The organism is Micrococcales bacterium (assembly GCA_016703125.1).
In the GTDB taxonomy this organism is placed as follows: domain Bacteria; phylum Actinomycetota; class Actinomycetes; order S36-B12; family UBA10799; genus JADKAV01.
Genome location: JADJCR010000002.1, coordinates 185,232 through 211,084, shown reverse-complemented (window position 1 = coordinate 211,084; position 25,853 = coordinate 185,232). Strand labels below are relative to the sequence as shown.

Here is a 25,853-nt window from a genome sequence, read left to right as displayed (position 1 = left end):
GGCGGCGACCCGGCCCGTGATTGTGACGAAGGTGTAGGGCTTCGGGGCTGGTTTGTGATGGTGGTGCTGGTTGCAGGGTCCGGAAGGGCGCACTGTCGTCGCATTCGGACCGTTGGGCCGTACCTTCATCACAATCGGGCTGCACGGCGGTCACCGCGCATACCCTGAAGCCCATGGACATCGAGATCGTCGGCCGCATGCTCAGCAACCTCCCCGAGGACGACGACCATCCGTACCGCACCGGCCCGTGGCGCCCGCAGAACACCGAATGGCGCGCCGACGACCTGGAGGTGGAGGGCGAACTGCCCGCCGACCTCGACGGCGTGTACCTGCGCAACACCGAGAACCCGGTCCACCCGGCGATCGGCCGGTACCACCCCTTCGACGGCGACGGCATGATCCACCTCGTCGGGTTCAAGGACGGCCGGGCCTTCTACCGCAACAAGTTCGTGCGTACCGACGCCCTTCTGGCCGAACAGCAGGAGGGCAGGCCGCTGTGGGCGGGACTGGCCGAGCGCCCGGACAGGGCCAAGCGCCCCGGCTGGGGTGCCCGCCGCATGCTCAAGGACGCGTCGAGCACCGATGTGGTGGTGCACAACGGCTTCGCGTTGTCCAGCCATTTCGAGTGCGGCGACGCCTACCGTATGGACCCGCTGACCCTGGACCCGCGCGGCAAGGCGCCGTGGACGCCAGAGCGCGGGACCTCGGCGCACACCAAGGTCGATGAGCACACCGGTGAGCTGATGTTCTTCAACTACAGCGTCGACCAGCCCTACCTCAACTACGGTGTGGTCGACGCGAGCGACACCTTGGTCCACTACGTGCCGATCGACCTGCCGGGCCCGCGGATCCCGCACGACATGGCGTTCACGCAGAACTACGCGATCCTCAACGACTGCCCGCTGTTCTGGGAGCCGGCGCTGGTGGGCAAGGGCGTGTACGCACCGGCGTTCCATCGGGAACTTCCCACCCGCCTCGGGGTCATCCCGCGCCGCGGGGCACCCGACCAGATCCGCTGGTTCGATGCCGCCCCCACCTACGTCCTGCACTGGCTGAACGCCTTCGAGGACGGTGATGAGATCGTGCTCGACGGTTTCTTCCAGGACGACCCGCAACCGCAGGTGGCGCCCGACGCCTCGTACTACGAGCGGATCTCGCGGTTCCTGTCGCTGGACGGGATGCAGACCCACCTGCACCGCTGGCGGCTCAACCTGGCCACGGGGCTGGTGAAGGAGGAGCGCCTGTCGGACACGATCTCGGAGTTCGGCATGATCAACGGCCTGCACGGTGGCCGGGAGCACCGCTACGCCTACGCCGCGACCGGGGTGCCCGGCCGGTTCCTGTTCAACGGGTTGGTCAAGCACGATGTGGTCACCGGCGGGGAGGAGCGGTTCGCGCTGCCGGAGGGGGTCTACTGCAGTGAGACCGCGATGGCCCCCCGGGTGGGTGGCACCGGCGAGGACGACGGGTACCTGGTCACGTTCACCATCGACATGCCCGAGGACCGCTCGCAGGCTTTGGTCTTCGACGCGGCCCGGGTCGCCGGACGGGCCGATCGCGCGGGTCACGCTACCCGAGCGGATCAGCAGTGGCACCCACTCGACGTGGGCGCCCGGGTCCGCGCTGCCGGGGTGGGACGCGGCCTGACTAACGCGCGTCCAGCATCGTGAGCACCATCCGGGACGGTTCCAGGGCGACGATCGCGTGGGGCAGGCGGGTGGTGAGGTGGACGACGCCGCCGGGGGCCAGTTCCACGGTCTCGTCGCCCCCGGTCACCCGCAGGCGGCCATCGATGAGGTGGATCAGCACCGGCATCGCGGCGGTGTGTTCGCTGAGTTCCTGACCGGCGTCGAAGGAGAACAGCACGACGCGCGCGCCCTCCGCCTTGAGCACCGTCCGGGAGACGGTGGCATCGTCGTTGATCTCGATCAGTTCACCCAGGTCGGGCAGGAATGTCATTTCGCTCATACCTACAAGTACCTCACAATCACCATTGCGGCCAGGATGGCGATCACGATCAGCGTCCCGCCGACATCAGCGAGGTACGCCAGCGGTTTGCGGCTCCAGCGTTGCAGGTGCTCCCCGAGGTTGCCCTCAAGCAGGTTCACCCGGGTCATCGAGGTGAAGACCAACGTGGTGGTCACCGTGATGAGCAGGCACCAGGGGCACAGCGCGCCGATCACGAAGTAGGCCTCGTAGAACAGCCAGAGCGCGAACACAAAACCGATCGAGTAGATGGCCTGCGCGGTGATCATGAACCACCGCGGGAACCGCACGCCGCCGAGGGCAGCTGTTGCGACGGTGATCACCACGGGCTCGGCGATGAGGCCGATGAACGCGTTGGGGAAACCTAAGAGGTTGGCCTGCCAGGTCAGGCCCACGGCGCCGCAGGAGATGTTGGCGTTGATGTTGCAGGACAGGTCAGCGTTGGGGTTCGCGGCGAGTGCGATCGCATCGATCGATAGCACGAGCGAGGCGACCAGCCCCAGCAGCGAGGAGATCAGCATCTCCGTGTAGGCCCAGGTGTGGCGCCGGACGAATACCGGGGGCGGCTCGGTCGGGACGGTGTCACTGCTGGTCACCGCACCAGTGTGTCGGACGGCAGTCGGCTACACGTGACCCTGGTGCCGACCGACTCACACGGATCGGCTGTAGGTGATCAGGCCGAAGCCATTGATGGTCCAATCGCGATCCGGGGTGCGCGCGTAACCGAGGCCCACGTACAGGGCCTGGGCCGCTGTCATCTCCGGTTCGGTGGACAGGACCACACGGTGCCGCCCGCGCTGCCGGGCGAGGTCCTCGCAGGCAGCCATCAATGCCCGCGCCACGCCGTGCCGCCGGACCTCTGGCAGGACGCCGAGCATGCGGACCTCGAGTTCGCCCGGGACCGCGATGTTCGCGTAGGGAGCGCCCTCGGTAGCGGTCACGGTGCCGACGGGTTCGCCGTCGATCACGGCGAGCAGGACCGTGGCGCCGACGATGCGGTCCTCGGCAGCGAGTAACGAGTGCACGTACTCAGGCGAGGTGTCGGGGTCTGCCCAGCCGCCGCCGACGTAGACCTGCTCGATGATCGTGCGGACGGCAGCGGCGTCGGAGAGGGTGGCCCTGCGGATGTGCACCTCTCCATTGTCAGGATGGGGTCATGCGAGTGGGACTGGCCCTTGGCGGTGGTGGGCTCACCGGGACTGCGTTCCACGCCGGGGTGCTCAATGCGCTGGCCCAGCATTTCGACGCCCGGGAGGCCGAGGTGATCGTCGGCACGTCGGCGGGCTCGACCGCTGCGGCGTTGATGCGGGCCGGCTTCCCGCCCACCGACTACGTGGCGCGGGTGGCCGGTGAACCGATGTCGGCCGCCGGACGGGCCATCCTGGGCGGGATGCCACCGCTGTCCGAACCGGCAGCCGTGGCCGCGCGGGAGCGCCGGCCCGCATCGGCCGCTCTGGGTCGTTCGGCCCTGCGCCGGCCCTGGCGCTACCCGCCCGGAGTGGCACTGGCCGCCTGGCTGCCCGCCGGCACCCGGCCCGTGGATCCGGGTGCACAGCGGCTGCGAACCCTGTTCGAGGGCTGGCCGGATGCGGATCTGTGGATCGTGGCGGTGGACCTCGACAGCGGGCAGCGGGTGGTGTTCGGCCGGGATGCCCACCCTTCGGTGGGCGATGCCGTGGCGGCCTCCTGCGCGGTTCCCGGGTACTTCGCGCCCGTGGTCATCGAGGGTCGTCGCTACATCGACGGCGGGGCGCACTCGGTGGTGAGCCTGGACCTGCTCGCCGGCCGTGACCTCGATCTCGTCATCGTCTCCGCGCCGCTGTCGACCACCGACTGGGTGGCCGCCGACCCGGGTAATCTGCCGCGCGTGGCGATGCGCAACCAACTGCGCCGCGAGGCCCGCAGGCTGGGTGGCACCCGGATCATCACTGTGGCTCCGGATGCCGCCATGCGCGCGATCATGGGCACCAACTCGATGGTCGTCGCCAAGCGGGCGCCGGTGGCGCGCGCCGCGCTGGAATATGCCCGGACGGTCCTCGCTGGGCAGTGGTGAGGGTCGCTCACTCGATGAGGGCGAAGGCGTTCTCCTCCTCCAGAGCGTTGTGCAGGCGCAGGACGCCGTAGAGACCGTAGAGCGTGCGCCGTACGTCCGTGACGGTCTCGGCGTCCCCGTCGAGTTCGTCGAGCAGGCGGTGCAGTCCGGCGACATGGTGTTCGATCTCGGCGTGGCTGCGGCTGAGCGCTCCGGCTGCATCCGCATTGCCGGTGATGCGCGCAAGGGCCGGCACCAGCTCGCGCTCCTCGGAGCGTTCGTGAGGCAGCAACTTGCCGTCCAGGTCGTCCAGCAGGGCCCGCGCCGGTGCCAGATCAGCACCGTCCTCCAGGCCGTCGGCCACGTCCCGGACCTGCTCGACCAGGGCCAGGGTGGCGCGGTGGTCGTCGGCCAGGCGGGCGAGCACTTCCGCATCGGCGGCGGGGATCCGCCGCGTGCCGCGCGGGCGCAGCAGGCCCACGCGCAGGGCCCACAGGATCGCGATGGCGTCGATGCCCTCCTGCAGGACGGCACCGGCGGCCGCCGGGAGCACACCCACCGCGGCCGCGCCCATCGCGATGAAGCACAGACCCATCCCGATCCACGCCGCCTGTGTGGCGGTCCGCCGGGCGCTGCGGGCCATCCTGACTGCCTCTCCGAGGCGGTCGATCCGGTCGACGGTCAGCACCACGTCAGCGGCCTCGGAGGATGCGGTCGCCCCGCGCGCGGCCAGCGCCACCCCCACGCCGGCTGCGGCCAGTGCGGGCGCGTCGTTGATGCCGTCGCCGACCATGATCGACGGGCCCCGGGCGCTCTCCTCGGTGACGACGGCCACCTTGTCGGCCGGGGACTGCCCGGCCCACACCGCATCGACGCCAACGATGCGTCCGATGGACTCCGCGAGGTCGGCCCGGTCCCCGCTGACCAGCACGATCCGGCTCATGCCGTCGGCGCGCAGCGTGCGGACCATGCCGGGTGCGTCGGAGCGGATGCGGTCGGCGAACAGCAGTGCGGCGACGGGGGTGTCATCGACGGACACGAAGGCGATCAGCGAGCCGTCGAGGTCGGCGCGCCGGCGCGCGCGGTGCGCCCACGGCGGCTCCTCGTCGCCGAGGATCCACTCGGGCCGCCCGATCCGCACCGCTTGGCCATCGACGTCACCTTCGACACCCTTGCCGTGTATCTCGCGGACGGATTCCGGCATGGACAGGCGCACGTCCCGCCGCCGGGCCGCGTTGACCACGGCGGTGGCCATCACATGCGGTGACATCTGGTCGACGCTGGCCGCCAGCCGCAGCACGTCGGCGTCGTCGGCCCCGGGGGCCAGGCCGACGTGCACGACTTCCGGGTGCCCGGCGGTCAGGGTGCCGGTTTTGTCGAAAAGCAGGATCCGGCCGGCCGCCAAGCGTTCCAGAGCGGCCCCGCCCTTGACGACCACGCCGCGCTTGGCGCACTGCGACCCCCCGCCGATGATGGCGATCGGCACGGCCAGCAGCAGCGGGCACGGAGTGGCCACCACCAGCACCGCGACGGCCGCGTTGGCCGAACCGTTGAACCACGAGGCGAAGGCGGCGACCGCCAGGGCCAGCGGAACGAACCAGAAGGCCATGCGGCCAGCCATGCGCACGAACGGTGCCGCCGAGGCCTGCGCCTGCGAGACCAGGCGGATCACCCCGGCGTAGGTGCTTTCGGCGGCGGGCGCCGTGGCCAGCATGGTCGTCGGGTGTGCGGCGTTGACCACGCCACTGCGGACCACCTCGCCCGCCTCGCGGTGGACCGGCAACGACTCGCCGGTGAGCACCGACTCGTCGAACGTGCCGGACGCGGTGAGGCGGCCGTCTGTCGGGACGATGTCGCCGGCGGCCAGGAGCAGGGTGTCCCCGGCCTCGATGGCATTCACGTCGATCTCATGGACCTCGTCGCCGATCACTCGCCGCGCCACCCGCGGCGCCCGTTGGGCCAGTAGGTGCAACTCGCGTTCAGCGCGAGCCTGTGCGCGCTCCTCGAGGTACTCCCCGGTGCCCACCATCACCGTGAGGATCGCGGCGGCGAAGTACTCGCCGGTGGCCAGCGCCCCCAGGATGGCCAGCACCGCCAGGATGTCCACACCGCCACGCCCGGCGCGCAGGCCACGCCAGACCCCGACCAGGGCGGCCGCTGCTCCCAGTGCGCCACCAAGAGCCCACACCGCGTCCTGCCATGCGGGTACGATGACGCCCCGCGCCAGCAGGCCCACAGCAACGATCAGCCACACCGTGCCCGGCCTGCGCATCAGGACCACCTCCCCCAGGCGCCTCTTCCAGGGTATGCCTGCGGCGGTCGCTACGACGGCGTCAGCATCTCGCGCGGACGATAGCGCCCGGTGAGCCGGCCGCCCAGAGGGGGCAGTGGTTCGCGCCACCGCAGCGGTCCGGCGCGCCGCAGCAGCACCGGCAGCATGCGCGCAGTGGCCTGCGCGTCACCGAGTGCGGTGTGCGGACCGTTGATGTCGACCCCCGCCCATCGGCACACCGTGGACAGCTTGTGGTTGTGGGTGGGTACGTACGACTGCGCCAGTGGCAGCGTGTCGAGGGCGGGGACGGCGGGTGTCACCCAGCCCGCTCGCGTGAATTCTGCGGTGAGGAACGCGTCCTCGAAAGCGGCGTTGTGGGCCACGACCACCACTGCCTCCAGCCAGGCCAGCACCGACGGGGCGATCTCGGCGAACCTGGGCGCGTCGGCCACCATCGTGTCGTCGATGTGGTGGATGGCTCCGGCCCGCATTTCGCAGCCGGGATGGATAAGGGTGCTGAATGACCCCAGTTCCCGGCCGTGGGCGTCCACGCGGACGATGGCGATCTCCACGATGCGGTCGGCGCCGAATGCGTCGAAACCAGTGGTCTCGAGATCGACCACCGCGTAGCCCTGGGTCCCATGCTCGTAGCGTGCTGGTTTGTTCGGATACGTGAACATCGGCGCTCCTTCGGTGTCGATGCGACCGTAGGCCGGGGGTATGACGCGCTTGGTCCTAGGACCAAGGTCCGATTGCCGCCTGGACACCCCGCCCAGCAGGCTGGTGCCCAGGAAGACGTGCCAGGAGGAAACCATGTCGAACACCAAGAAGATCCCGGGTCTGATCGCCGGCGCCGGACTTGTGCTGGCGCTGCCTATGGCACCGGCCATGGCCAACGACGACCGGGTGGAGGTGTCCAGTGCGGGTCAGTGCACCGGCTCAGCCCGCTGGGAACTGAAAGCCAAGGAGCGCGACGGCGGAGTCGAAGTCGAGTTCGAGGTCGACTCCAACGTGGTGGGCCAGAAGTGGGACTACACGGTGCGCGGCCCGGGCGGGGTGCTGGCCACCGGCAGCCGGCAGACCACGGCGCCGAGCGGCTCGTTCAGCGTGGAGGTGCGCGCGTCGGGTGCGGCCACGGACTCCTTCCGCGCGGTCGCGACGCACGCCGGGCAGACCTGCGACACGACCGGCGCGCAGGGCATCGGTTCTGACGACAATCCCGGCAGTCACGACGGCCCCGGGGACGACAGTGGCCGCAAGGTCACGAGCGGCCAATGCAGCGCCGGGTCTGAGATCACGCTGAAGGTCCGCAAACGCGATGGGGGCCGCGAGGCCGAACTCGAGGTGGACTCCGGCCGGAATGGCCAGAAGTGGCGCTACACGATCCAGCGCGGTCGCACCACGATCAGCAAGGGCGTTGCCAGGACGAAGGGGCGCAGCGGTTCCTTCAGTGTCGAGGTGCGGACCAAGCGATCCGGCAAGCTCACCGCCACTGCCGAGCGCACCTCCGGGCGTGAAGACTGCTCGATCGACGCCTGATCCGGGCACAATCGACCCGTGCCTAGCATCGCCGAGGGCGGGATCGTCCGCCGGGAGGTCTTAGCGTTCGCGATCCCCGGCTTCACCCTGCTGGGTCTGCTGGCGGCGCTGAGCTTCTGGGTGGCCCGTAACGTGGCCGGCGAGGAGTCCGTGCGGGACGCGGTGGTGGCCGCCCAGCAGGCTCGGGCCTGGGCGGTGAGCCCGCACCTGCAGCCCGGACTGGCGACAGGTGATCCGCAGGCGTTGGCGGAGGTCGACGGTGTGGTGCGGCAGCGTCTGCTGCAGGACCCGGTGGTTTCAGTGCGGCTGTGGCGCGAGGACGGCACAATCGTGTACTCCGACAAGCCGCAACTCATCGGCCAGCGGTTCGATCTCGGTGCCGAGGAGCAGCAGGTGCTGCGCGAGGGTGGCGTCGAGGCCGAGGTGAGCGACCTGCAGAAGCCGGAGAACCGCTTCGAGAGTGCCTACGGCGAACTCATCGAGGTGTATCTTCCGGTCACGGCTGGAGATGGCACCACGTACCTCATGGAGGTCTACACACGGCAGGCGTCGCTGGACGCTTCCACGCAACGGCTGCTCATGGCCCTGGCACCGGCCGTGCTCGGCGCGCTCGCGGTCCTGGCACTGATCCTGCTGCTGCTGGCATGGCGCATGGCGCGGCGCCTGGATCGCGATCGGGTGCAGCGCGAGGAACTGCTGCTCTACGCGGTGAACTCCTCGGAGGCCGAACGCAGGCGGATCGCCGCAGATCTGCACGACGGTGTGGTCCAGGACCTCGCCGGGGTCTCCTACAGTCTGTCCGCTTTGGCCCAGCACGCCGAGCCGCCCGCGGCTGATCAGTCGAGCAGGGCGGCGGATCGCACGCGCAAGGCGGTCGGGTCGCTGCGGACGTTGCTGGTGGACATCTACCCGGCGAACCTGCGCGAAGCCGGTCTGGGGTCCGCCTTGCAGGACCTGGGCAACGAGGTGGACGCTGAGGTCGACGTCGACCCGGGACTGCCCCTCGACCTCCAGAGCCAGCAGGCGTTCTACCGGGTGGCCCGGGAGTCGGTGCGCAACATCGCGAAGCACGCTGGCGCCTCCGCGGTTGCCATCACGTTGCACAGGGAGGGCAATGATGTGGTGCTCACGGTGCGTGACGACGGGCGGGGGTTCGACCCCGGCCGTCGTGACACCGGCCACGTGGGGCTGACGCTGATGCAGGACCTCGCCGCCCAGGTGGGTGGGGACCTGCAGGTCACCTCGGCATCCGGCGAGGGGACGACGGTGCGCTTCGCCTTGAGGTGCCCCGCATGATCCGGGTCGTGGTGGCCGACGATCACGCGGTGGTGCGGGAGGGCTTGACCCTGCTTATCGCCGGTGAACCGGACCTGTCCGTCGTGGCCGCGGTGGCGTCCGGGGAGGAGGCGGTGGCGGCCGTGGCCGAGCACGACCCGGATGTGGTGCTCATGGACCTGGCCATGCCCGGCGTCGGAGGGGTGGAGGCCACGCGGCAGATCTGCGGGCGCAGCGGTACGGCGGTCGTCGTGCTGACGACCTTCGGGGAGTCCGAGCGGGTGCTCGCGGCGCTGGACGCCGGAGCGGTGGGTTACCTGCTCAAGGACAGCAGCGGCAGCGATCTGATCGCAGGCCTGCGCTCGGCTGCAGCCGGTGGGTCACCTCTTGACCCCCGGGCTGCCCGGGCCCTCATCGACGCCCGCCAGTCCGGCGCCACGCCCGATCCTGCCCGGCTCACTGAGAAGCAGCGCGAGGTCCTGGACCTGGTGGCCCGCGGGATGTCCAACCGGCTGATCGCGCGGCAACTCGGGATCAGCGAGAAGACCGTCAAGGCCCACCTGACGGCGATCTACGCCGCGCTGGGGGTGACCGACCGGCTGCAGGCGGCCCTGTGGGCGACCCGTGGCCACGGCAGCACCTGACGCGCCGGTGCGGATGCGCCATCGACACCGTCGCGCCCCTAGGCTCTGCGCGTGCGCAGAATCGTCACACTGACCGCGGCCTGCCTGGTGGTGCTGGCCGGATGCTCGTCCGGATCCGGCGGCGATCAGTCGTCGCCATCAACCACGGTGGCCCCGGCCCCGGTGATCACCGAGTTGTCCATGAAGTCCGCGGTGCATTGCACCGAACGCAACGTGCCGGTCGAGATCAAATGGGCCACGCGGGGCGCACAATCGGCGGGGCTCTCGGTTGACGGGACCCGGGAGAGCAAGAACCTCGACCCCACCGGCTCGGCCACGGTGAACGTCGCGTGCCAGGACGCGACGCACGAGGTGATGCTCACGGCGGTCAACGCGGCGGGGGAAACGGCTTCCGAGACCCACCGGTTGAAGACAGTCGAGGGGCAGCCCACCGAACCCCCGGTCATCGAAGCCTTCACGGTGGCCGCCGGCCAGTGTGAGGGCTCGACCCTGGCAGTCCCGGCGCAGTACCGGACGACGGGCGCGACGACAGTCGGATTCGAGGTCGACGGCCAGGCCCCCGGCGCCCAGGCCGGTCTGGACACCTCCGGTTCGGCGGACGTGCCCGACGTGCCGTGCGACGGGAAGTCGCACCAGATCACGCTGGTGGCCACCAACACCGACGGCCAGAGTGTGCAGGCCACCCAGTATGTGAAGGGCGCGGCGGTCCCGGTGATCACGCAATTCTCCGTGGCCAGTTCCGTGCACTGCCAGGGCAGTGACGTCGACGTCAAGGTCGTTTGGCAGAGCACCGGGGCCAAGAGCGCCGAGGTGACTCTGGACGGCGGGGTCGCGGCGAAGGACCAGTCGGCCAGCGGTTCGGCCACCGTCACCGTCCCGTGCCGCAACGGGACCCAGAAGATCGGGCTGGTCGTCACCGCGCCGGACGGCAAGCAGGCATCGGTCGTGCACTCCCTGGCGACCGTCCCCTCCGGTGGCGGCACCAAGCCGGTCATCGACTCGTACACCCTCGACGCCCAGGGCTGCCAGGGCTCGACGGTGAGGGCGAAGGCCACCTATCGGACGACGGACGCCCAGACTGTCGCCTTCGAGGTGGATGGCGAGGATCCCGGCATGCAGGCGGGGCTGCCGACCTCCGGCAAGGCCGATGTGCCGGACGTGCCGTGCGACGGGAAGTCCCACCAGATCACGCTGGTGGCCACGTCCTCGTCGGACACGAGCGTGCAGCAGACCCAGACCGTGGGCCCGCTGTTCGGATCGCAGTGACCGGCGTCCCGCCCCCGGTGACACAGTGAACCTATGAGCCAGTTCCCACCTCAGGGGAAGTCCCTGACCGCGGCCCTGAAGATCACGGCCGTGGTGCTGGTGCCCATGATCGCCACGGTGCTGGTCGTCGGCGGCAAGGCGATACTGCCCGCCGTGATGGCGCTGTTGAGTACCGCTTTCGTGCCGTACTGCACGACCCGGCAGGCGATCGGCATGTCCGCCGCGCTGGTCGGGGTGGGCGCACTTGGGACGGCCGTGCACGACAACCATGTGGCGGTGGTCGCACTTGTGGTGGTGACCTGCCTGGCCGCGGGTTTGCTCAGCAGATTCAGCGCGGGGGTGTTCGGAGTGGGGCCGGTCGTGGCCGCCGTGATGGGGATGAACCCCCCGGCGAATCCGCCGCTGACGGTTGCGCTGGTGATGGCCGCGGTGTGTGCGTACGTGATCCTCGTGGTGCACCTGCTGAAAGCGCACCTCGAGCCCACCCCGGTGCCGTTCGATGCGGCCGTGCGGCACGCCATCGTGATGGCGGTCGCGTGTGGCGCGGCCACGGCGATCGGTCTGCACTACGACATGCCGAAGGCCTACTGGCTGGTCATGACACTGGCGATCGTCCTACGGCCCTACACGATCGATTCGCTCACCAAGAACCGCCAGCGGGTCGTCGGTACGGTGCTCGGCGCCATCATCGCGGTCGTCCTGTCGCCGCTGCCCAGACCGTGGCAGATCGGGCTGGCCGCCATCTGCATGATGCTGATGTTCGCGTACATGGCCGAGCGGAACTACGTGCTACAGGTCACGTTCATGACCCCCATGGTCATCTTCCTGGTGAGCTCTGGATCGGTCGGCGACACGATGCACATGGACGGCCTGCGGGTCCTCTACACCGTGGGTGCATGCGTGGCCGGCGGCCTGCTGTCCCTGGCCCTGGCGCGTGGCCCGGACAGTGAACCAGCCGCGACGGGCTGATCTGCCACGATGGCCGCGTGCTGATCCTGCTGCCCCCCTCGGAGTCGAAACACGCCCCCGCGCGAGGGCGGCCCCTGGATCTCGCGACGCTCTCGGCCCCGGCACTCACGGGCCTGCGCCGCGGGGTGCTGGACACTCTGCGGCACTTGTGCCAGACCGATCCGGCGACCGCCATCGACGCCCTCGGCCTCGGCCCGACGCAGTTCGCCCTGGTGGTCCAGAACAGCGAACTGGCCACGGCGGCCACCACTGCCGCCAGCCGCGTGTACACGGGAGTGCTGTACACCGCGCTCGGCTATCCGTCGCTGTCGGGGCAGGAACTGCGCCGGGTGAATCGCAGGATTGCGATCGTGTCTGCCCTGTTCGGGCTCCTGCGGCCCACTGACCGCATCCCCGCCTACCGGCTGTCCGGTGGTTCCCGGCTGCCCGGGGTCGGTTCGTTGCCTGCCTATTGGCGCCTTGCGGTCAGCGACGAGGTGGCGGCGTACCGCGGTTTGGTGGTGGACATGCTGCCCACCCCGTACGCCGGCTTCGTAAGCCTGCCGCCGGGTGCGGTGACGGTGAAGGTATGGCAGACCGGGCCGGCAGGTCAGCGCACCGCGGCCAGCCATTTCAACAAGGCCACGAAGGGACATCTCGCGCGGGCGTTGGCCCGCGCCCCGCAGCAGCCCCGCACCCCGCGGGAGTTGCTCGAGCTGGTCCGGGGCGCCGGCTTCGCGGCTGATCTGGACGGGCGGCGCCTCGACGTGATGCGCGGTGGCGCTCAGCCCGCGGGCACGTAGTTCTCCCCGCCCAGGCGCCGGATGAGGGTGGCGAGCGCAGCTCGCAGATGATCGGCCTCTGGAAGGCCTGCCAGCGCCTGTTCGGCGCGGTCCTTGCTCGTGGCGTGGCGGAAGGCCTCGCGGCCGGCACCTGTCATGGTCACGAGGAAGCGGCGGCGGTCCTCCGGATCCTTCTCCCTGGTCACCATGCCCATGCGTTCCAGCCGGTCGACCGTCTGGCTGATCGTCTGCTCCTCCACCCGGCTGGCGCGGGCGAGGGCACGCTGGGACATGGGGCCCAGGGAGACCAGCGCCAGCACCCCAAAACTGGCGTGGGTCAGCCTGTAGGGGCGCAGTTGCTCGGCGATGTCGTGCTCGACCAGGCGGCTGGCCGTGATCAGAAGCCGGCTCAGCGGCCACCTCTCCACCGGGGCGTCGGGGGCGGTCGTCACGGTCCCACGCTATCCCGAAATTCCTCAGGTTGCTGACAATCAGGGTGTGAAGTAAATTTGGGTCCGTGAGAACTTCTGCTCCGACGGTAAGGCCGGTGGACAGGTCCCGCATCTGGAGGCGCGCATGAACCTCGCGCTCACCGAGATGCGCAGATCCAAGTTGCGGTTCGGCCTGCTCGCGGGTGCCGTGTCGCTGCTGGTCTTCCTCGTACTGCTGCTCACCACGCTGTCCAACGCCCTGGTGAACTCCATCACGGGGGCCCTGAAGGGCGTGGACGCAACGGTCCTCGTCTACTCCGAGACTGCGCGCGACAACCTGCAAGCCAGCCGGCTGGAACCTGGCACGGTGGAGCAGGTGGCGGCTGTCGGCGGCGTGACGGCGGCCGGGCCGATCTCCGTTCTCACCACGTCTGCGGCATTGAAGGATGGGACCGAGGACTTGCAAGTGTTCGGTTTCCAGCCCGGGCAGCCGGGGGCACCGACGGGCCTGAGCGAGGGCCGCCTGCCGCAGAACGCGACGGAGGTGGCGATGGATGGTGGCGGTTACGAGGTCGGCGACACCCTCGACCTGACCGCCGCCGAGAAGAAGCTGACCGTCGTGGGGCTGCTGCGCGGTGCGCAGTTCAACGCCTCACCCACCGCCTACCTCACCGAGGAGGTCTACGGCGAGCTCGTGCGGGTGACCAACCCGAACGTGCCGTTCGTCCCGGTCAACGCGGTGGCGGTCCAGACCGGCGGTGACCCGGCAGCCGTCGTGAACGCGATCAACCAGGAGGTTGCCGGCACGAAGGCGTACACGAAGGACGACGCCGTCAGCCTCATCCCCGGGGTGGCATCGATCAGCCAGACGTTCGGCATCCTCGTGGGTCTGACGTTCATCATCGGTATCGTCGTCATCGGGTTCTTCTTCCTCATCCTCACGGTGCAGAAGTTGAAGTCCTTCACGCTCCTGCGGGCCATCGGCGCCGGGCCTGCGAAGCTCTCCGGGGTGGTCGCGCTGCAGATCACCGTCGTGGTCCTGGTCGCCTCGGCGATCGCGGTCGTGCTGACCCTGCTCGCGGTGCGCGGGCTGAACTCCGGCATTCCGGTGTCGCTGTCGCCCGGCCTGGTCGGGGGCACGATCGGGGCTGTCCTGATCTTCTCGCTGCTGGCGGGCCTGCTGAGCATCCGCAGGATCTCCCAGATCGACCCCTTCACCGCGGCAGGTGCACGATGATGCTGGCACTCAATGAGATCCGTCGCGGCGGGGGCCGATTCGCCTCGATCATCGCGGCGCTGTCCCTGATCGTCTTCCTGGTCCTCACGCTGGGCGCGCTGTCCGACGGGCTGTTCTACGGCGCCACTGGCGCGGTACGGTCCACCAACGCGACGGCGTACGCGTTCAGCTCCGACGCCAAGGGATCGTTGATCCGCTCCAGTCTCGACCCGCAACAGGTGCGCGAGGTCGCCGATGCCCCGGGGTGGCGCAGGCCAGCGGGGTCGGGATTCTGCTCACCGCGGGCAAAGCGCCCTCGGGTGAGTACGACGTGGCCGTCTTCGGTGTGCAGTCGGACGGGGCGGGGGTCCCCACGACGTTGACCGATGGCCGGCTGCCGGCGCCGGGGGAGGACGGCGTGGCCGCCATCGACAAGGACCTCGCTGACGAGGGCGTGGCCATCGGTGACGAGGTCACTGTGGGTGATCAGCCCGTCGAGGTGGTCGGCATCGTGCGCGACTCGGCCTACCAACTGCAACCCACGGTCTGGACGTCGATCGACACGTGGCGGGCCATGCGCAACGAGGTGCGCCCCGAGTTCACCGGTGTCACCGACGACGTCAACGCCGTGGCCATCGTGGCCGAGCCGGGAGTGAGTGCCGAGCAGATCCAGGGTGAGATCGGCGACCTCACGGTGCTCAGCGCGGAGGCGACCGGACTGGCCATCCCCGGCGTCGAGCAGCAGAAGTCCACCTTGAACTCGATCATCTACACGGCGCTCGCCGTGGCAGCACTGGTGGTCGCGCTGTTCTTCGCGCTGATCGTGCTGGAGAAGCGGGAACTCTTCGCGGCTCTCAAGGCACTCGGGACCCCGACCCGCAAGCTGGGCGCGGGGGTGGTCGTGCAGGCCATCATTGCGTCGGCCATCGGTGTGTTGATCGGTGCGCTGGCCTCGCGCGGGCTCGGAGCAGTCGTACCGGACGAGGTGCCGACGCTGTTCCGCACCGAGACCCTCATCACCATTGCCGTATTCACCGTGGTCGCGGGCGTGGTGGGCGCCGCCTTCTCCCTGCGCCGGATTTCCAGGATCGACCCCGCCACCGCCATCGGAGGAACGCTGTGAACGAGGACTTCGTGCCCGCCCACCCGCTGGACCCCGGACTCGATCCGGCGCAGGACGCCCAGGCCCATGCCGGCGCGATCCTGCAGGTCCGCGATGTCAGCAAGGTCTACCGGTCGGGTGACACCGAGGTACACGCAGTGAGCAGCGCGACCATGGCGGTCGATCAGGGTGAGTTCGTCGCCCTGCTGGGCCCGTCCGGCTCGGGCAAGACCACGCTCATCTCCATGATCGGTGGGCTGTTGTCCCCGTCCAGCGGGACGATCGCCCTGGCGGGCACCGACGTCGCGGGCCTGTCGAAGCGGGACCTGACCGCGTTCCGCGCGGAAAGGGTTGGCTTCGTGTTCCAGGCCGCGAACCTGGTGCCGTTCCTGACCGCGCGGGAGAACCTGCTGTACGTCTCCACGCTGCAGAAGCTCGTCGGGCGCAAGGAGGCGCACAGGCGGGCCGACCAACTGCTCGAGGAACTCGGCCTGGCGCCGCGGGCCAAGAACGTGCCCGAGCAGTTGTCCGGCGGCGAACGGCAGCGCGTGGCGATCGGGCGGGCGTTGATGAACGACCCCGACCTGATCCTCGTCGACGAGCCCACCGCGGCGCTGGACACCAAGCTGGGCCGGCAGGTCGTCGAGTTGCTTGCGCGCGAGATCAAGCAGCGCGGCAAGACCGGCATCATGGTCACCCACGACTTGCGCATGGTCGAGTACACCGACCGGGTCTTCGAGATCCTCGACGGTCATCTGACCCACGTGGAGCAGCCGAGCGCGCTGGCGCACTGAGGGCCGGCCGTCGTGCAAGTCCGGGTAACGTCAGACAACTGAGTTGTCCCGCGTTACCCAAACCCGTGCTTCAGCGGACCCGGACCCGTTCCCCGTCGCGTGCGACCACCGCCAGCCAGCCCAACTCGCTGGCGATGCGGCGGGCCAGCTCGGCGGAGGCGGCCGGCTCGCCGTGCACGACGTAGACGACGGTGGGCGGCGCGGGGGCGGATCCCAGCCAGGCCAGCAACTCGTCGGCATCGGCATGAACGCTGAACCCCTGCACATCGACGACCTCGGCGCGGACGGGCACGTACTCGCCGTGGATCTTCACTTGCGTGGCACCGTCGGCGAGGTCCCGGCCGCGGGTGCCCACGGCCTGATAGCCGACCAGCAGCACACTGTGCCGGGGATCGGGCAGCATGTGCTTGAGGTGGTGCAGCACCCGTCCGCCGCTGGCCATACCCGACGCCGAGATGATGATGCACGGCACGGAGGGGTCGTTGAGCGCTTCCGACTGCGCCGCTGACGACGCTGCGTGGATGTCGCCGTCGTGCAGCACGTCCGGCGCCAGATCCGGGCGCAGATCGCCGTGGCCGGCGGCGACCGCGTCGCGGTAGACGGACAACCCTCGCAGCGCCATCGGGCTGTCCACGAAGAACGGCACGCGCGGAATGCGCCCTGCGCGGATCAGGTCCCGCAGAGTCAGCAGGAGCAACTCGGTGCGGTCCACCGCGAACGCCGGGATGACCACCGACCCCGACCGTTCGATGGTGCGGGTGATCGCCGCGGCCAGGTCGTCCTGCGGGTTCGGTGGGTGGACGCGGTCGCCGTAGGTGGACTCGACGACCAGGGCCTGCGCCGCGGGCGGCGGGGCAGGCGGTCGCAGCAGCGGATGGTTGGGCCTACCCAGGTCACCGGAGAAGCCGATGGACGTCGAATCGGCGCTGACGACCGGGGAAGTGGATCCGAGGATGTGACCGGCCGTGGGCAGCCGCACTGCCAGCCCCGGCGCGAACGGGACCTCCGTGTCGAAGTCCACGACGGTGAACAACGGCAGGGTCCGTTCGACGTCGTCCGCGTCGTACAGCGGTTTCGGCGGCCGGTGTTTGGAGAACCCCTTCGCCGCGGCGTACTTCGCGTCCTCCTCCTGCAGTTTCGCGCTGTCGCGCAGCACGATCTCAGCGAGTGCGGCGGTGTCCCCGGTGAGCACGATCCGGCCGTTGAACCCCTGCCGGACCAACGCCGGCAAATACCCGCAATGGTCGAGGTGGGCATGGCTGACCACGACCGCGTCGAGGGCCGGAGCCGGAAAACCCAGCGGGTCCCAGTTGCGCCGGCGCAGGGACTTGACGCCCTGGAACAGCCCGGCGTCCACCAGGACCTGCGTGCCGTCGGTGCGGATGAGGAACTTGCTGCCGGTGACAGTGCCGGCCGCGCCGAGGAAAGTCAGGGACAGGTCCACCCCTCCATTGTGGTCCTACCCCTGCAATGTGCGGATGCGCGCCGCCACCGCCTCTGGGATCACCGTGTCCGGATCCTGCAATCCCGACGACATCGCGTCGCGCACGCTGACCAGGGAAGCGTACAGAGGTGGACACGTCGGACAGCCGGCCAAATGCTGTTCCACTGCAGTTGCGGTCGCCGCGGGCAACTCGGCGTCGAGGTACGCGCTGACGTGCTTGCGGGCGTCCCAGCAGCGCAGCGGGACATCGGCGGTGGCGACACGGCGTTCGTGATCCCGGGCCATCGCCGAGACCAGCATCATGCGCCCCCGGCGCAGGCGCTGTTTGGCCGCCGGCAGGCTCAGGTCCATGACGTCGGCGATCTCCTGGCTGGTCCACCCCTCGGCGTCGTGCAGGACCACCACGCTGCGGTAGCTCACAGGGATGCGCACCAGGGCGTCGCGCACCTCGTCAGCGGTCTCGCTGCGGGTGACGACCACCGCGGCGTCGACGGTGTAGTCGTCGTCGTGCCACCGGCTCTCCACCTCCAGCGCGACATCCTCGCTGGGCTCCTCGCGGTGCCGCCGGTAGAAGTCGATGGTCGTGTTGTGGGCGATGCGGAAAAGCCATGACCGCAGACTCCCCGGTGACTTCACCGTGGCAGCCTTCTCCAGGGCCCGTGCGAGCGTCTCCTGGGTGAGGTCCTCCGCCGTGGCGTCGTCACGACTGATGGACCGCACGTACCGGTACAGCGACGGCATCTGCGCGGGCAGGGCCCCGGCCAGTTCACTCGCGTCCACCGCGCCGAATGCTACCTCTGCTGCGGGACCTTGCGAGTGCTCAGCCCGAACACGCGGTAGATCGGGCAGAAGCCGATCGCAGCGGTCACAAGCATCACGACGCCGACCACGGCGAGGATGATCCCGCCGACACTGCCGATGCCGATGACGAAGGCGGCGATGAGCGCGGCGACGCCGACGAAGGCACGGATGCTGCGGTCGGCGGTCGATTCGTTGGTGGTCATTGTTCCTCCTTGGGTTCTCACCGGTCAGGACGTTCGAACGGCCGTGAGGGATACAAAACCCCCGGCGCGAGAACGCAAGGAGAGCCAGATCGCGCCACTGGAGACCGAACCGCCATCTAGAGCGGTTCGACCTCCCCTGCTTGCCAGGTCTTGTCGAAGAACGGCTGCAGCGGCGCGTAACAGCGGAGGATTTGGAACCATCCCCTGGCGGGATCGGTCTGGATCCAGTTGCCCGGCTGCACCCCGTCGGGCACAGTGGGCCCGAAGTAGATCCTCGTGAACCCGTCCGCATCGGGAGTGGCTGCCGGTGTCGGATAGCCCTGGCTGCCAGCCCGTGGGAACCGTTGCGGCGTCCGCAGCATCGAGCGGGACTGATTGTCATAGACGGTCGTCGACCAGAACCGTCCCGCTGGGATGTCGGGCGGGAGGGCCATGACGTAGGTTCGTGAGCCGTCGAACGGCTCCCCCTCCGAGTCGACCGCGCAGACCAGGTACTGCGACCCGATATTGGTCAGCCGCATGCACATCGCGGGAGTGACGCCCGTGGCTATGTAGAACATCGAGGTCCGGGAGTGCAATCGCCGGGCTCCGCGCCGCGGGAACTGTTCGACGGCATGGTCCGGTGTGACGATCGGAGGCGGGTCGAGGAACTCGTATCCGCCCTCGAAGAGCGGATTCCACCATGATGATTCCGGCCCGTAGTAGCGCCATTGGTCCGAGGGGCCGGCGCCCATCCCCAGCATGCGCGCCGCGGCATTGCCCACGGCGACTGCTTGTTCCAGCGCGGCCCGCAACCTGGGGTCGGGGTTGAATGGCTCGCCCTTCCGGATACCGATCGCGGCGAACTGCCCGGCCAATTCGACATCCAACGCGTCAGCCGACTCGTGCTGCACCAGCTCATCGAGCATCTCGAAGTGCCCGAAGTCGTTCGGCGGGATCGTGTGGATCTCCAAGCCGCTGCCTTCCACGAGGCGTGGCGGTGTCGGCTCGGTCAGCGGCACCAACGGCGCGCGCCCGGCGAGGAACGCTCCGATGCTTGTGCCGACCCCTCCCGGGCGGTAGCGGTACGCCCTCAAGTTCTCGCGGATGGATGCGACCGCGGGCGCGGGATCGTCGTCCACGAGGAATTGGCGACCCACCATCATCACGAGGCTCGTGCGGGAGCGATAGACGATGAAGCCGTCAGGTTCCGGACCGTCGTACCCGCTCGGCACCAGCAGGTATCGTCCTCCCTCGCCGCGATCAGGCCCGGGCAAGCCGAAATCGCCGATCCATCGGAACCAGAAATCGTCGATGACGCCGAAAGCACCCGGCGGCGTCTCGATGACCATCGGGCCGTCGGCCAGATTGATGTTGCTCCAGAAGTACACGGTGTCGGCGTTCGCGGTCAGGAACAAGGACGTCGCGTCCATCATCTCCGAGAAGATGAGGAACTCGTTGTCCTGGATGCCGGCATCGGCGAACCCTCGCCGCAACGCCCACAGTGACACGGCCTGGATGGTGTTCATGAACGCTTCGACACCGTGAAGGTAATCGAGTTCGTCCTGGAGGAGCGCCGCAGTCGCTGCGGTGGGAAACCCATCGGTGAACGACAACTCACCGATCCGCGAATCGACGGTGTCCGGCGTCGTGATCGTCACGGGCACGTGACCGAACGGTTCCCGATCCAGTTGCACAACGACCTCCCGCGCGTTGACCCCAAGGCTACCCGCGATGCAAGGACTATGCGGGGCACCGGCGGCTGCGACAACAGCTTCCACCGCAGTGCCGCGGCAGACGCTGCATGGAGTGGTCCAGTCCGGGTCCGGAACCGTGACGCGCAGCAGCCAGCGATGTAATGGACCCATGTACGACGTGGCGATCATCGGCTCCGGGTTCGGCGGCAGCGTGGCGGCCCTGCGTGCCGCGCAGGCGGGCAGGAGCGTGGTCGTCCTCGAGCAGGGCCGGCGACTGACGCCCGAGGATCTGCAAGCCGGTTCGCAGCGGGCGACCTCCCTGCTCTGGGAGCCGGGTGTGGGTCTGCACGGCTACTTCCGGCAGACGGTCCTGCGGCACCTGACCGTGGTGGGCGGCATCGGTGTGGGCGGCGGCTCGATCGTGTACGCAGCCGTGCTGCTGCAACCCAAGCACTACGACGCTCCGGGCTGGCAGCGGGCGGGAGTGGACTGGGCCGGCGAACTCGCACCGCATTTCGACGAGGCGGGGCGCATGCTGGGCCGCGAACGCAACCCGCAGCGCGGGCTGCAGGACGAGTGGCTGCAGGCGGCCGCCGAGCGGCTGGGGGTGGGTCACACCTACGGCGCGACGTACCAGGGGATTCACTTCGCCGACTGCGTGGCCTGCGGGCAGTGCATCACCGGCTGCCCCTACGGCGCCAAGCAGTCCACCGACATCACCTACTTGGCGCAGGCCGAGGAACTGGGCGCCCGGATCCAGCCGTTGTCGAAGGCGGAGGTCCTGGTCCCACTGAACCCGGGGTGGCGCGTGGTGACCCGCGATCCGGTAACCGGGCAGGTGTCCAGCGTCGAGGCCAAGGAACTGGTCCTGGCCGCCGGTGTGCTCGGGACCGTGGAACTGCTGTCCGCCTGCCGCGACCGGTGGCGCACGCTGCCGGATCTGTCCCCCATGCTCGGCCGGCAGGTGCGGACGAACTCTGAGGCCTTCTCGGCGATCCTGCACCCACCGGGCACCGACATCTCGCAGGGCGCCACCATTTCAGGGGACTTCTACCCCGACCCGGGCACCCATGTGACCAACAACCGGTTCCCGCAGTCCTACGGGTTCATGCGCTGGTATCTCAGCCCGCTGGTGTCGGGCAACCGCCGGCGCCAGACGCTGAAGGCGATGCTGCGCCACCCGGGGACAGCCACAGCGAACGCCCGGGCGCGGGACTGGCACAAGCGGGTCACGATCCTGACGGTCATGCAGAAGGCCGACAACGAGATGGCGCTGGAGTTGCGCAAGGGACTGGCAGGGTGGCGCTTGCGCTCGCGGATCCCGGTGGGGGTGGACCCGGTGCCGGTGTCCCTTCCGCAGGCCGACGCGGCGGGGCGGGCGGTGGCCGAGGTTTCCGGTGGCCGTGCGTACTCCACCGTCTTGGAGAGCCTGCTCGGGATGGGTGCGACCGCGCACATCCTTGGCGGCGCGGTGCTCGGCCCGGACCCGTCGGTGGGGGTGGTCGACCCCGACCACCGGGTGTTCGGCTACGAGGGCTTGCGGGTCATGGACGGCTCGGTGGTGCCGGAGAACATCGGGGTCAACCCCTCCTGGACCATCACGGCGCTGGCGGAAAGGGCCTGTGCCCGCTGGTTGGCGGCCTGAGATCAAACCTCGGTGCGCTGGTGCACCCAGGACCGGTCGCGCCACGGGGACTGCGGCTGCGCACCGAACTCGCGCATACGGCTGATGGCCTCCTTGTGGGAGGCGGTCGCCATGAACCCGGCCGCCTCCACGTCGAGGCCCCTCGGCGGCAGCATCGCGCGCTTCGCGCTGCGCACGGCCATGGGGTTCCAGGCCGCGACGCGCTGCGCGACCTCCATGGCCGCCTCCTGCACGTCGTCGCAGACCTGGTCGACCAGGCCGTGGTCGAGCGCCTGCTGCGGTGTGAGCACGCGCGCCTGCAGAACCATCGCCACCGCCCGGCCCGGTCCCACGACCTGCGCGAGCCGCTGCGTGCCACCAGCCCCCGGTGGGATCCCGGTGCTGATCTCGGGGAGCCCGATGCGGTGGTCGCCGTCGGACATGAGCCGGATGTCGCAGGCCAGCGCCACTTCGCAGCCGCCGCCCATCGCGTCGCCGTCGATGGCGGCGATGACCACCTGCGGCAACCGGCTGAACCGCGCCAGGGCGGCGTGCGTAGTCGGCAGGTCCAGGGCGGGTGCCAACGGTGTGTGGCGCAGCAGGCCGTACGCCCCCGGGACGTGGCGAAGGGCCTTGAGTGCGGCGAGGCTCACCCGTGCCCCTGCGTAGGGGGTGGCCAGGCCGAGGCTCTCCGCGCCGTCGGCGATCTCCGCGATGTCGTAGTGGGGGATGAAGACCCCCGGCCGCGGACCAGTGAGGACGACGGCCCGGATCGACCGGTCGGCCAGCAGGCGCCGGCCCAGCACGTCGAGGTCCGCGATCACCCGGCCGTCGAGCAGGTCGTCAGGAGGATTGCTGATGCGAACGGTGAGCACCGGTCCACGGCGCTCCAGGACCAGGGTGGGCAGCTGCATGATCGCATCGTTTCATGCCCGCGGGCACGGTGAACCGGATCCCGGGGGGCGGTAGGGCGGTCTGCCTCGGTCGGTCCCACGGCGAGGTTGGAGGTTGTTCACGAGGTTGGAGAACCCACGTGTGCGTTCTCCAACGCGGTGCACGTTCTCCAACGCCGCGGGGGTGCGGCAACCGGTGGGCGACCCGAACCACAAAATGCGCAAGGCCGCCATCGGTCTTACCGTGGGACCCCGACCAAGGAGCATTCATGGGTATCGAAGACATCGCCAACCAGGCCAAGAACCTCGCCGGGCAGCATGCCGACAAGGTGGCCGACGCCGTGGACACCGCCGCGGAGAAGGTCAAGGAGATGACCCCGGATCAGGTCGATGGCATGGTGGACAAGGCAGCGGAGACTGCCAAGGGCGCGATCAGCGGCGAGTAGCCCGATTGGCGAAACGCGGGCGGACCTGACCGAAACGTCTCAGTCGTGGTGGCGCGGCAACACCATCGTGGGCACGGTGGCCGCACGCAGGATCTTGTAGTTGGTGTCACCGAGGAAGACCCGGCGCAGGATGCCGCCGCCCGCTGAGGCGACGACCAGCAGGTCGCCGGGCTCCCAGTCCTCGCGGCTCATCGCCGCCAGGGGGGAGTCGCCGACGAGCACGTCGGTGCTGATGTCCAGGCCCTTGATGTCGGTCAGCGACAGTGCGTGTTCCTGGTAGCCACGGAGCATGGCCAGCGACTCGTTCAGCACCCCGCCCTCGGCATCGGCTCCCAGTTCGGTGCCGTACACCCGGTGGCGCACCAGGATCGTGAGGACCCGTAGTGGCAGGCCGGCTGCGCGGGCGAGGTCAGCACCGCGGGCCAGGGCCACTTCGCCCTCCGGCCCCTGGGCGAACGCGACCAGTACCCGGCCGACCTTGGGTACCGAGTGCCGCGCGTAGCCGGACGGGACGAGCACCAGCGGACGGGTGCAGTGGTGCAGCAACTGGTTGGTGGTGCTGCCCATCGTGAACCGCCCGATCGACCCGCCGGGCCCGCTGCCGACCACCAGCAGGTCGGCGTCGAGTTCCGCGGCGATCTCCGACAGCCCGGTCCCCAGCGACCGATGGTGGTGAACCACGGTCTGGGCCCGGATCCCGTGGTCGGCGGACAGTCTCTGCGCCACGTCGTCGACGAGGTCGGCGGCCTCGTCACCGCGGCGTTGCTGCACCCGGGGGTTCAGGTGGTCGTTGATGTACTCGTCGGCCGTGGCGCTGACGGTCACCAGGGTCACCTCGGCGCGGAAGGTCCGGGCCAGGGTCGCACCGAATGCCACCGCGTCGACAGAGGTGGCGTCGTCGGCCACTCCGATTACCAACTTCATCGCGACTCCCGCCATCCTGCAATGCACCTGCCTAGGCAAGTACCGTAGCGCCGTCGACGCGCACTTTGCGGGTCGACGGACGGGAGCACCGATGTCCAGCAGCCAGCCCTTGCTCAAGCAGGTGATGCGGGTCAAGAACCCCGACCACATCGTGGAAGAGGGCGACCACGGGGGCCTGAAGCGCAGCATGGGCCTTTTCGCGCTGCTCATGTTCAGCGTGGGCAGCATCATCGGCACCGGTATCTTCGTCATCCTCGGTGAGGCGATCCCGAAGGCCGGGCCGGCGGTCATCCTCTCGTTCGTGCTCGCCGCCGTGGTGTGTGCCTTCTCCGCCCTGTCCTACGCCGAACTCGCCGGTACCATCCCCGTGTCCGGGTCCTCGTACTCCTACGCCTACGCGACTCTCGGCGAGATCATCGCGTGGATCTGCGGGTGGTGCCTGATGCTCGAGTACGGCGTCGCGGTGGCCGCGGTGGCCGTCGGCTGGGGGCAGTACCTCAACGAGTTCCTCGCCACCTTCGGCATCACGATCCCACCGGAGTTCGCCAGCCCGCCGGGGGGCGGCGGCGTGTTCAACATCCCGGCCGTGTTCGTGGTGCTGGCCTGCATGTTCCTGCTGCTGCGAGGTGCCAGCGAGTCAGCCACGATGAACAACATCATGGTGATCCTCAAACTGGGGGTCCTGATCTTCTTCTGCGCGGTGGCCTTCACCGCCTTCGACGGCAGCAACTTCGCCCCGTTCGCCCCGTTGGGCATCGCCGGCATCGGGGCGGCCGCCGGTCAGGTGTTTTTCTCCTACATCGGCTTCGACGCCGCCTCCACTGCCGGCGAGGAGGCCAAGAACCCCAAGCGGGACCTGCCGCTGGCCATCATCGGTTCCCTGATCGTGGTCACCGTCTTCTACCTGCTGGTCACCGTCGCCACCATCGGCGCGAACGGTGGTCAGCCGGCGGACTACGAGGGGCAGAGCAGCGAGGCGGTCCTCGCCCGGGTGGCCAACGAGGCTACCGGCGGCACGTGGGCCGGGGCGATCATCGCCCTCGGCGCGGTCATCTCGATCTTCTCGGTGGTCCTGGTGACCATGTACGGGCAGACCCGCATCCTGTTCGCGATGGGCCGCGACGGCCTGCTCCCGAAGGTGTTCACCCGCGTGAACCCGCGCACCCAGACCCCGGTCAACAACACCATCATCGTGGCGGTGATCATCTCCGTCCTCGCCGCGTTCGTTCCCCTGGGGCAACTGGCGGAGGCGACCTCCATCGGCACCCTGTTCGCGTTCATGATCGTGAACGCCGGGGTGATCAGCCTGCGGCGTTCCCGGCCGAACATGGATCGTTCCTTCAAGACCCCCCTGTACCCGCTCACGCCGATCCTGGGGGTCATCGGCTGCCTGTACCTGATCTCCTCGTTGGCGTCGATCACCTGGCTGGTGTTCGTGCTGTGGCTGACGGTGGGGATGATCGTCTACTTCACCTACGGCTATCGCAAGTCCCGGCTGGCCCGCGGGGAGGCCGACTGGACGCAGGACCCCGAGCCACCCGTGGTGGGGTGATCG

General features: G+C 69.3%; 26 protein-coding genes and 1 pseudogene. 15 read left to right on the top strand and 12 right to left on the bottom strand.

The genetic code is table 11. The features are described 5' to 3' along the window. Nucleotides 1–173 precede the first annotated feature (173 nt). Nucleotides 174–1,647, top strand: a pseudogene (locus IPG68_02665) (carotenoid oxygenase family protein). On the opposite strand, the gene IPG68_02660 reads toward IPG68_02665, so the two are convergent. From IPG68_02660 to IPG68_02650, 3 genes are all read right to left on the bottom strand, one after another. Then, nucleotides 1,648–1,968: a cupin domain-containing protein gene (locus IPG68_02660; GenBank protein MBK6762237.1), complete on the bottom strand. Its 321-nt coding sequence runs from the start codon at nt 1,966–1,968 to the stop codon at nt 1,648–1,650. Nucleotides 1,969–1,970: 2 nt separating this feature from the next. Beyond that, complete coding sequence (locus IPG68_02655; GenBank protein ID MBK6762236.1) at nt 1,971–2,507, bottom strand: vitamin K epoxide reductase family protein; 537 nt, start codon at nt 2,505–2,507, stop codon at nt 1,971–1,973. 129 nt (nt 2,508–2,636) lie between these two features. After that, a complete protein-coding gene (locus tag IPG68_02650; protein ID MBK6762235.1) occupies nt 2,637–3,119 on the bottom strand; it encodes a GNAT family N-acetyltransferase in 483 nt (160 codons plus the stop codon). Between the two features lie 23 nt (nt 3,120–3,142). Between IPG68_02650 and IPG68_02645 the strand changes: the two genes are divergently transcribed. After that, nucleotides 3,143–4,039, top strand: coding sequence for a patatin-like phospholipase family protein (locus tag IPG68_02645; protein MBK6762234.1), 897 nt, complete (start codon nt 3,143–3,145; stop codon nt 4,037–4,039). 7 nt (nt 4,040–4,046) lie between these two features. Here the strand turns inward: IPG68_02645 and IPG68_02640 are convergent, their stop codons facing one another. Then, complete coding sequence (locus IPG68_02640) at nt 4,047–6,290, bottom strand: heavy metal translocating P-type ATPase (GenBank protein MBK6762233.1); 2,244 nt, start codon at nt 6,288–6,290, stop codon at nt 4,047–4,049. Nucleotides 6,291–6,340: 50 nt separating this feature from the next. Then, complete coding sequence (locus tag IPG68_02635; GenBank protein MBK6762232.1) at nt 6,341–7,105, bottom strand: 3'-5' exonuclease; 765 nt, start codon at nt 7,103–7,105, stop codon at nt 6,341–6,343. Between IPG68_02635 and IPG68_02630 the strand changes: the two genes are divergently transcribed. Genes IPG68_02630 through yaaA form a run of 6 tightly spaced genes read left to right on the top strand, consistent with a single transcriptional unit; the run spans nt 7,104 to nt 12,765 of the window. Then, entirely contained in the window at nt 7,104–7,829 is a 726-nt protein-coding gene (locus IPG68_02630) for a hypothetical protein (protein ID MBK6762231.1), read from the top strand. The genes IPG68_02635 and IPG68_02630 overlap by 2 nt on opposite strands. Before the next feature lie 18 nt (nt 7,830–7,847). Continuing rightward, nucleotides 7,848–9,125, top strand: a complete 1,278-nt coding sequence (locus tag IPG68_02625; GenBank protein MBK6762230.1) for a sensor histidine kinase — start codon at nt 7,848–7,850, stop codon at nt 9,123–9,125. After that, complete coding sequence (locus tag IPG68_02620; GenBank protein MBK6762229.1) at nt 9,122–9,748, top strand: response regulator transcription factor; 627 nt, start codon at nt 9,122–9,124, stop codon at nt 9,746–9,748. Before IPG68_02625 ends, IPG68_02620 begins: the two co-directional genes overlap by 4 nt. Before the next feature lie 51 nt (nt 9,749–9,799). After that, a complete protein-coding gene (locus IPG68_02615; GenBank protein MBK6762228.1) occupies nt 9,800–11,014 on the top strand; it encodes a hypothetical protein in 1,215 nt (404 codons plus the stop codon). 33 nt (nt 11,015–11,047) lie between these two features. Next, a complete protein-coding gene (locus IPG68_02610) occupies nt 11,048–11,983 on the top strand; it encodes an FUSC family protein (GenBank protein ID MBK6762227.1) in 936 nt (311 codons plus the stop codon). 17 nt (nt 11,984–12,000) lie between these two features. Next, a complete protein-coding gene (yaaA, locus tag IPG68_02605; GenBank protein ID MBK6762226.1) occupies nt 12,001–12,765 on the top strand; it encodes a peroxide stress protein YaaA in 765 nt (254 codons plus the stop codon). Here yaaA and IPG68_02600 read toward each other — a convergent pair. After that, a complete protein-coding gene (locus IPG68_02600) occupies nt 12,747–13,196 on the bottom strand; it encodes a MarR family transcriptional regulator (protein MBK6762225.1) in 450 nt (149 codons plus the stop codon). The two genes, yaaA and IPG68_02600, sit on opposite strands and share 19 nt — an antisense overlap. Nucleotides 13,197–13,320: 124 nt before the next feature. Between IPG68_02600 and IPG68_02595 the strand changes: the two genes are divergently transcribed. The 4 genes from IPG68_02595 to IPG68_02580 all read left to right on the top strand — a co-directional run bounded on the left by IPG68_02595 (nt 13,321) and on the right by IPG68_02580 (nt 16,287). Next, nucleotides 13,321–14,412, top strand: coding sequence for an ABC transporter permease (locus IPG68_02595; protein MBK6762224.1), 1,092 nt, complete (start codon nt 13,321–13,323; stop codon nt 14,410–14,412). Then, entirely contained in the window at nt 14,409–14,774 is a 366-nt protein-coding gene (locus tag IPG68_02590; GenBank protein MBK6762223.1) for a hypothetical protein, read from the top strand. Before IPG68_02595 ends, IPG68_02590 begins: the two co-directional genes overlap by 4 nt. Next, complete coding sequence (locus IPG68_02585) at nt 14,723–15,514, top strand: ABC transporter permease (GenBank protein ID MBK6762222.1); 792 nt, start codon at nt 14,723–14,725, stop codon at nt 15,512–15,514. Before IPG68_02590 ends, IPG68_02585 begins: the two co-directional genes overlap by 52 nt. 152 nt (nt 15,515–15,666) lie before the next feature. Then, on the top strand, nt 15,667–16,287 hold the full coding sequence (locus IPG68_02580) for an ABC transporter ATP-binding protein (protein ID MBK6762221.1): 621 nt from the start codon (nt 15,667–15,669) through the stop codon (nt 16,285–16,287). Nucleotides 16,288–16,357: 70 nt separating this feature from the next. On the opposite strand, the gene IPG68_02575 is transcribed toward IPG68_02580, so the two are convergent. The 4 genes from IPG68_02575 to IPG68_02560 form a co-directional block, all read right to left on the bottom strand. Beyond that, a complete protein-coding gene (locus IPG68_02575; protein MBK6762220.1) occupies nt 16,358–17,731 on the bottom strand; it encodes an MBL fold metallo-hydrolase in 1,374 nt (457 codons plus the stop codon). A 15-nt stretch (nt 17,732–17,746) separates the two neighbouring features. Then, nucleotides 17,747–18,511, bottom strand: coding sequence for a sigma-70 family RNA polymerase sigma factor (locus tag IPG68_02570; protein ID MBK6762219.1), 765 nt, complete (start codon nt 18,509–18,511; stop codon nt 17,747–17,749). Nucleotides 18,512–18,522: 11 nt separating this feature from the next. Beyond that, entirely contained in the window at nt 18,523–18,735 is a 213-nt protein-coding gene (locus tag IPG68_02565) for a DUF2892 domain-containing protein (protein MBK6762218.1), read from the bottom strand. A gap of 116 nt (nt 18,736–18,851) precedes the next feature. Next, nucleotides 18,852–20,582 carry a DUF1254 domain-containing protein gene (locus tag IPG68_02560; GenBank protein MBK6762217.1) on the bottom strand — a complete coding sequence of 577 codons (1,731 nt, stop codon included), beginning with the start codon at nt 20,580–20,582 and terminating at the stop codon, nt 18,852–18,854. Between IPG68_02560 and IPG68_02555 the strand changes: the two genes are divergently transcribed. Continuing rightward, nucleotides 20,581–22,056 (top strand): GMC family oxidoreductase, encoded by a 1,476-nt coding sequence (locus IPG68_02555; protein ID MBK6762216.1) that lies wholly within the window; start codon nt 20,581–20,583, stop codon nt 22,054–22,056. The two genes, IPG68_02560 and IPG68_02555, sit on opposite strands and share 2 nt — an antisense overlap. A 2-nt stretch (nt 22,057–22,058) precedes the next feature. On the opposite strand, the gene IPG68_02550 is transcribed toward IPG68_02555, so the two are convergent. Next, nucleotides 22,059–22,949, bottom strand: a complete 891-nt coding sequence (locus tag IPG68_02550) for an enoyl-CoA hydratase/isomerase family protein (protein ID MBK6762215.1) — start codon at nt 22,947–22,949, stop codon at nt 22,059–22,061. 248 nt (nt 22,950–23,197) lie between these two features. On the opposite strand from IPG68_02550, the gene IPG68_02545 reads away from it, so the two are divergent. Continuing rightward, the gene (locus tag IPG68_02545; GenBank protein MBK6762214.1) at nt 23,198–23,374 is read left to right on the top strand and encodes an antitoxin; all 177 of its coding nucleotides are present in this window, start codon (nt 23,198–23,200) and stop codon (nt 23,372–23,374) included. Between the two features lie 39 nt (nt 23,375–23,413). Here IPG68_02545 and IPG68_02540 read toward each other — a convergent pair whose 3' ends face one another. Then, nucleotides 23,414–24,298, bottom strand: a complete 885-nt coding sequence (locus IPG68_02540) for a universal stress protein (GenBank protein ID MBK6762213.1) — start codon at nt 24,296–24,298, stop codon at nt 23,414–23,416. 91 nt (nt 24,299–24,389) lie between these two features. Here IPG68_02540 and IPG68_02535 point away from each other — a divergent pair, with 91 nt between their 5' ends. Beyond that, the gene (locus IPG68_02535; GenBank protein MBK6762212.1) at nt 24,390–25,850 is read left to right on the top strand and encodes an amino acid permease; all 1,461 of its coding nucleotides are present in this window, start codon (nt 24,390–24,392) and stop codon (nt 25,848–25,850) included. Nucleotides 25,851–25,853 lie beyond the last annotated feature (3 nt).

Excerpts from the sequence above, each read along its gene's own strand:
- IPG68_02610 (MBK6762227.1), top strand. The coding sequence starts at position 11,048 with ATGAGCCAGTTCCCACCTCAGGGGAAGTCCCTGACCGCGGCCCTGAAG.
- IPG68_02640 (MBK6762233.1), bottom strand. The coding sequence starts at position 6,290 with ATGCGCAGGCCGGGCACGGTGTGGCTGATCGTTGCTGTGGGCCTGCTG.
- IPG68_02560 (MBK6762217.1), bottom strand. The coding sequence starts at position 20,582 with ATGGGTCCATTACATCGCTGGCTGCTGCGCGTCACGGTTCCGGACCCG.
- IPG68_02620 (MBK6762229.1), top strand. The coding sequence starts at position 9,122 with ATGATCCGGGTCGTGGTGGCCGACGATCACGCGGTGGTGCGGGAGGGC.
- IPG68_02635 (MBK6762232.1), bottom strand. The coding sequence starts at position 7,105 with ATGGTTTCCTCCTGGCACGTCTTCCTGGGCACCAGCCTGCTGGGCGGG.
- IPG68_02565 (MBK6762218.1), bottom strand. The coding sequence starts at position 18,735 with ATGACCACCAACGAATCGACCGCCGACCGCAGCATCCGTGCCTTCGTC.
- IPG68_02580 (MBK6762221.1), top strand. The coding sequence starts at position 15,667 with ATGGCGGTCGATCAGGGTGAGTTCGTCGCCCTGCTGGGCCCGTCCGGC.
- IPG68_02550 (MBK6762215.1), bottom strand. The coding sequence starts at position 22,949 with ATGCAGCTGCCCACCCTGGTCCTGGAGCGCCGTGGACCGGTGCTCACC.
- IPG68_02545 (MBK6762214.1), top strand. The coding sequence starts at position 23,198 with ATGGGTATCGAAGACATCGCCAACCAGGCCAAGAACCTCGCCGGGCAG.
- IPG68_02540 (MBK6762213.1), bottom strand. The coding sequence starts at position 24,298 with ATGAAGTTGGTAATCGGAGTGGCCGACGACGCCACCTCTGTCGACGCG.
- IPG68_02555 (MBK6762216.1), top strand. The coding sequence starts at position 20,581 with ATGTACGACGTGGCGATCATCGGCTCCGGGTTCGGCGGCAGCGTGGCG.
- IPG68_02535 (MBK6762212.1), top strand. The coding sequence starts at position 24,390 with ATGTCCAGCAGCCAGCCCTTGCTCAAGCAGGTGATGCGGGTCAAGAAC.
- IPG68_02595 (MBK6762224.1), top strand. The coding sequence starts at position 13,321 with ATGAACCTCGCGCTCACCGAGATGCGCAGATCCAAGTTGCGGTTCGGC.
- IPG68_02630 (MBK6762231.1), top strand. The coding sequence starts at position 7,104 with ATGTCGAACACCAAGAAGATCCCGGGTCTGATCGCCGGCGCCGGACTT.
- IPG68_02590 (MBK6762223.1), top strand. The coding sequence starts at position 14,409 with ATGATGCTGGCACTCAATGAGATCCGTCGCGGCGGGGGCCGATTCGCC.
- IPG68_02660 (MBK6762237.1), bottom strand. The coding sequence starts at position 1,968 with ATGAGCGAAATGACATTCCTGCCCGACCTGGGTGAACTGATCGAGATC.
- IPG68_02655 (MBK6762236.1), bottom strand. The coding sequence starts at position 2,507 with ATGCTGATCTCCTCGCTGCTGGGGCTGGTCGCCTCGCTCGTGCTATCG.
- IPG68_02645 (MBK6762234.1), top strand. The coding sequence starts at position 3,143 with ATGCGAGTGGGACTGGCCCTTGGCGGTGGTGGGCTCACCGGGACTGCG.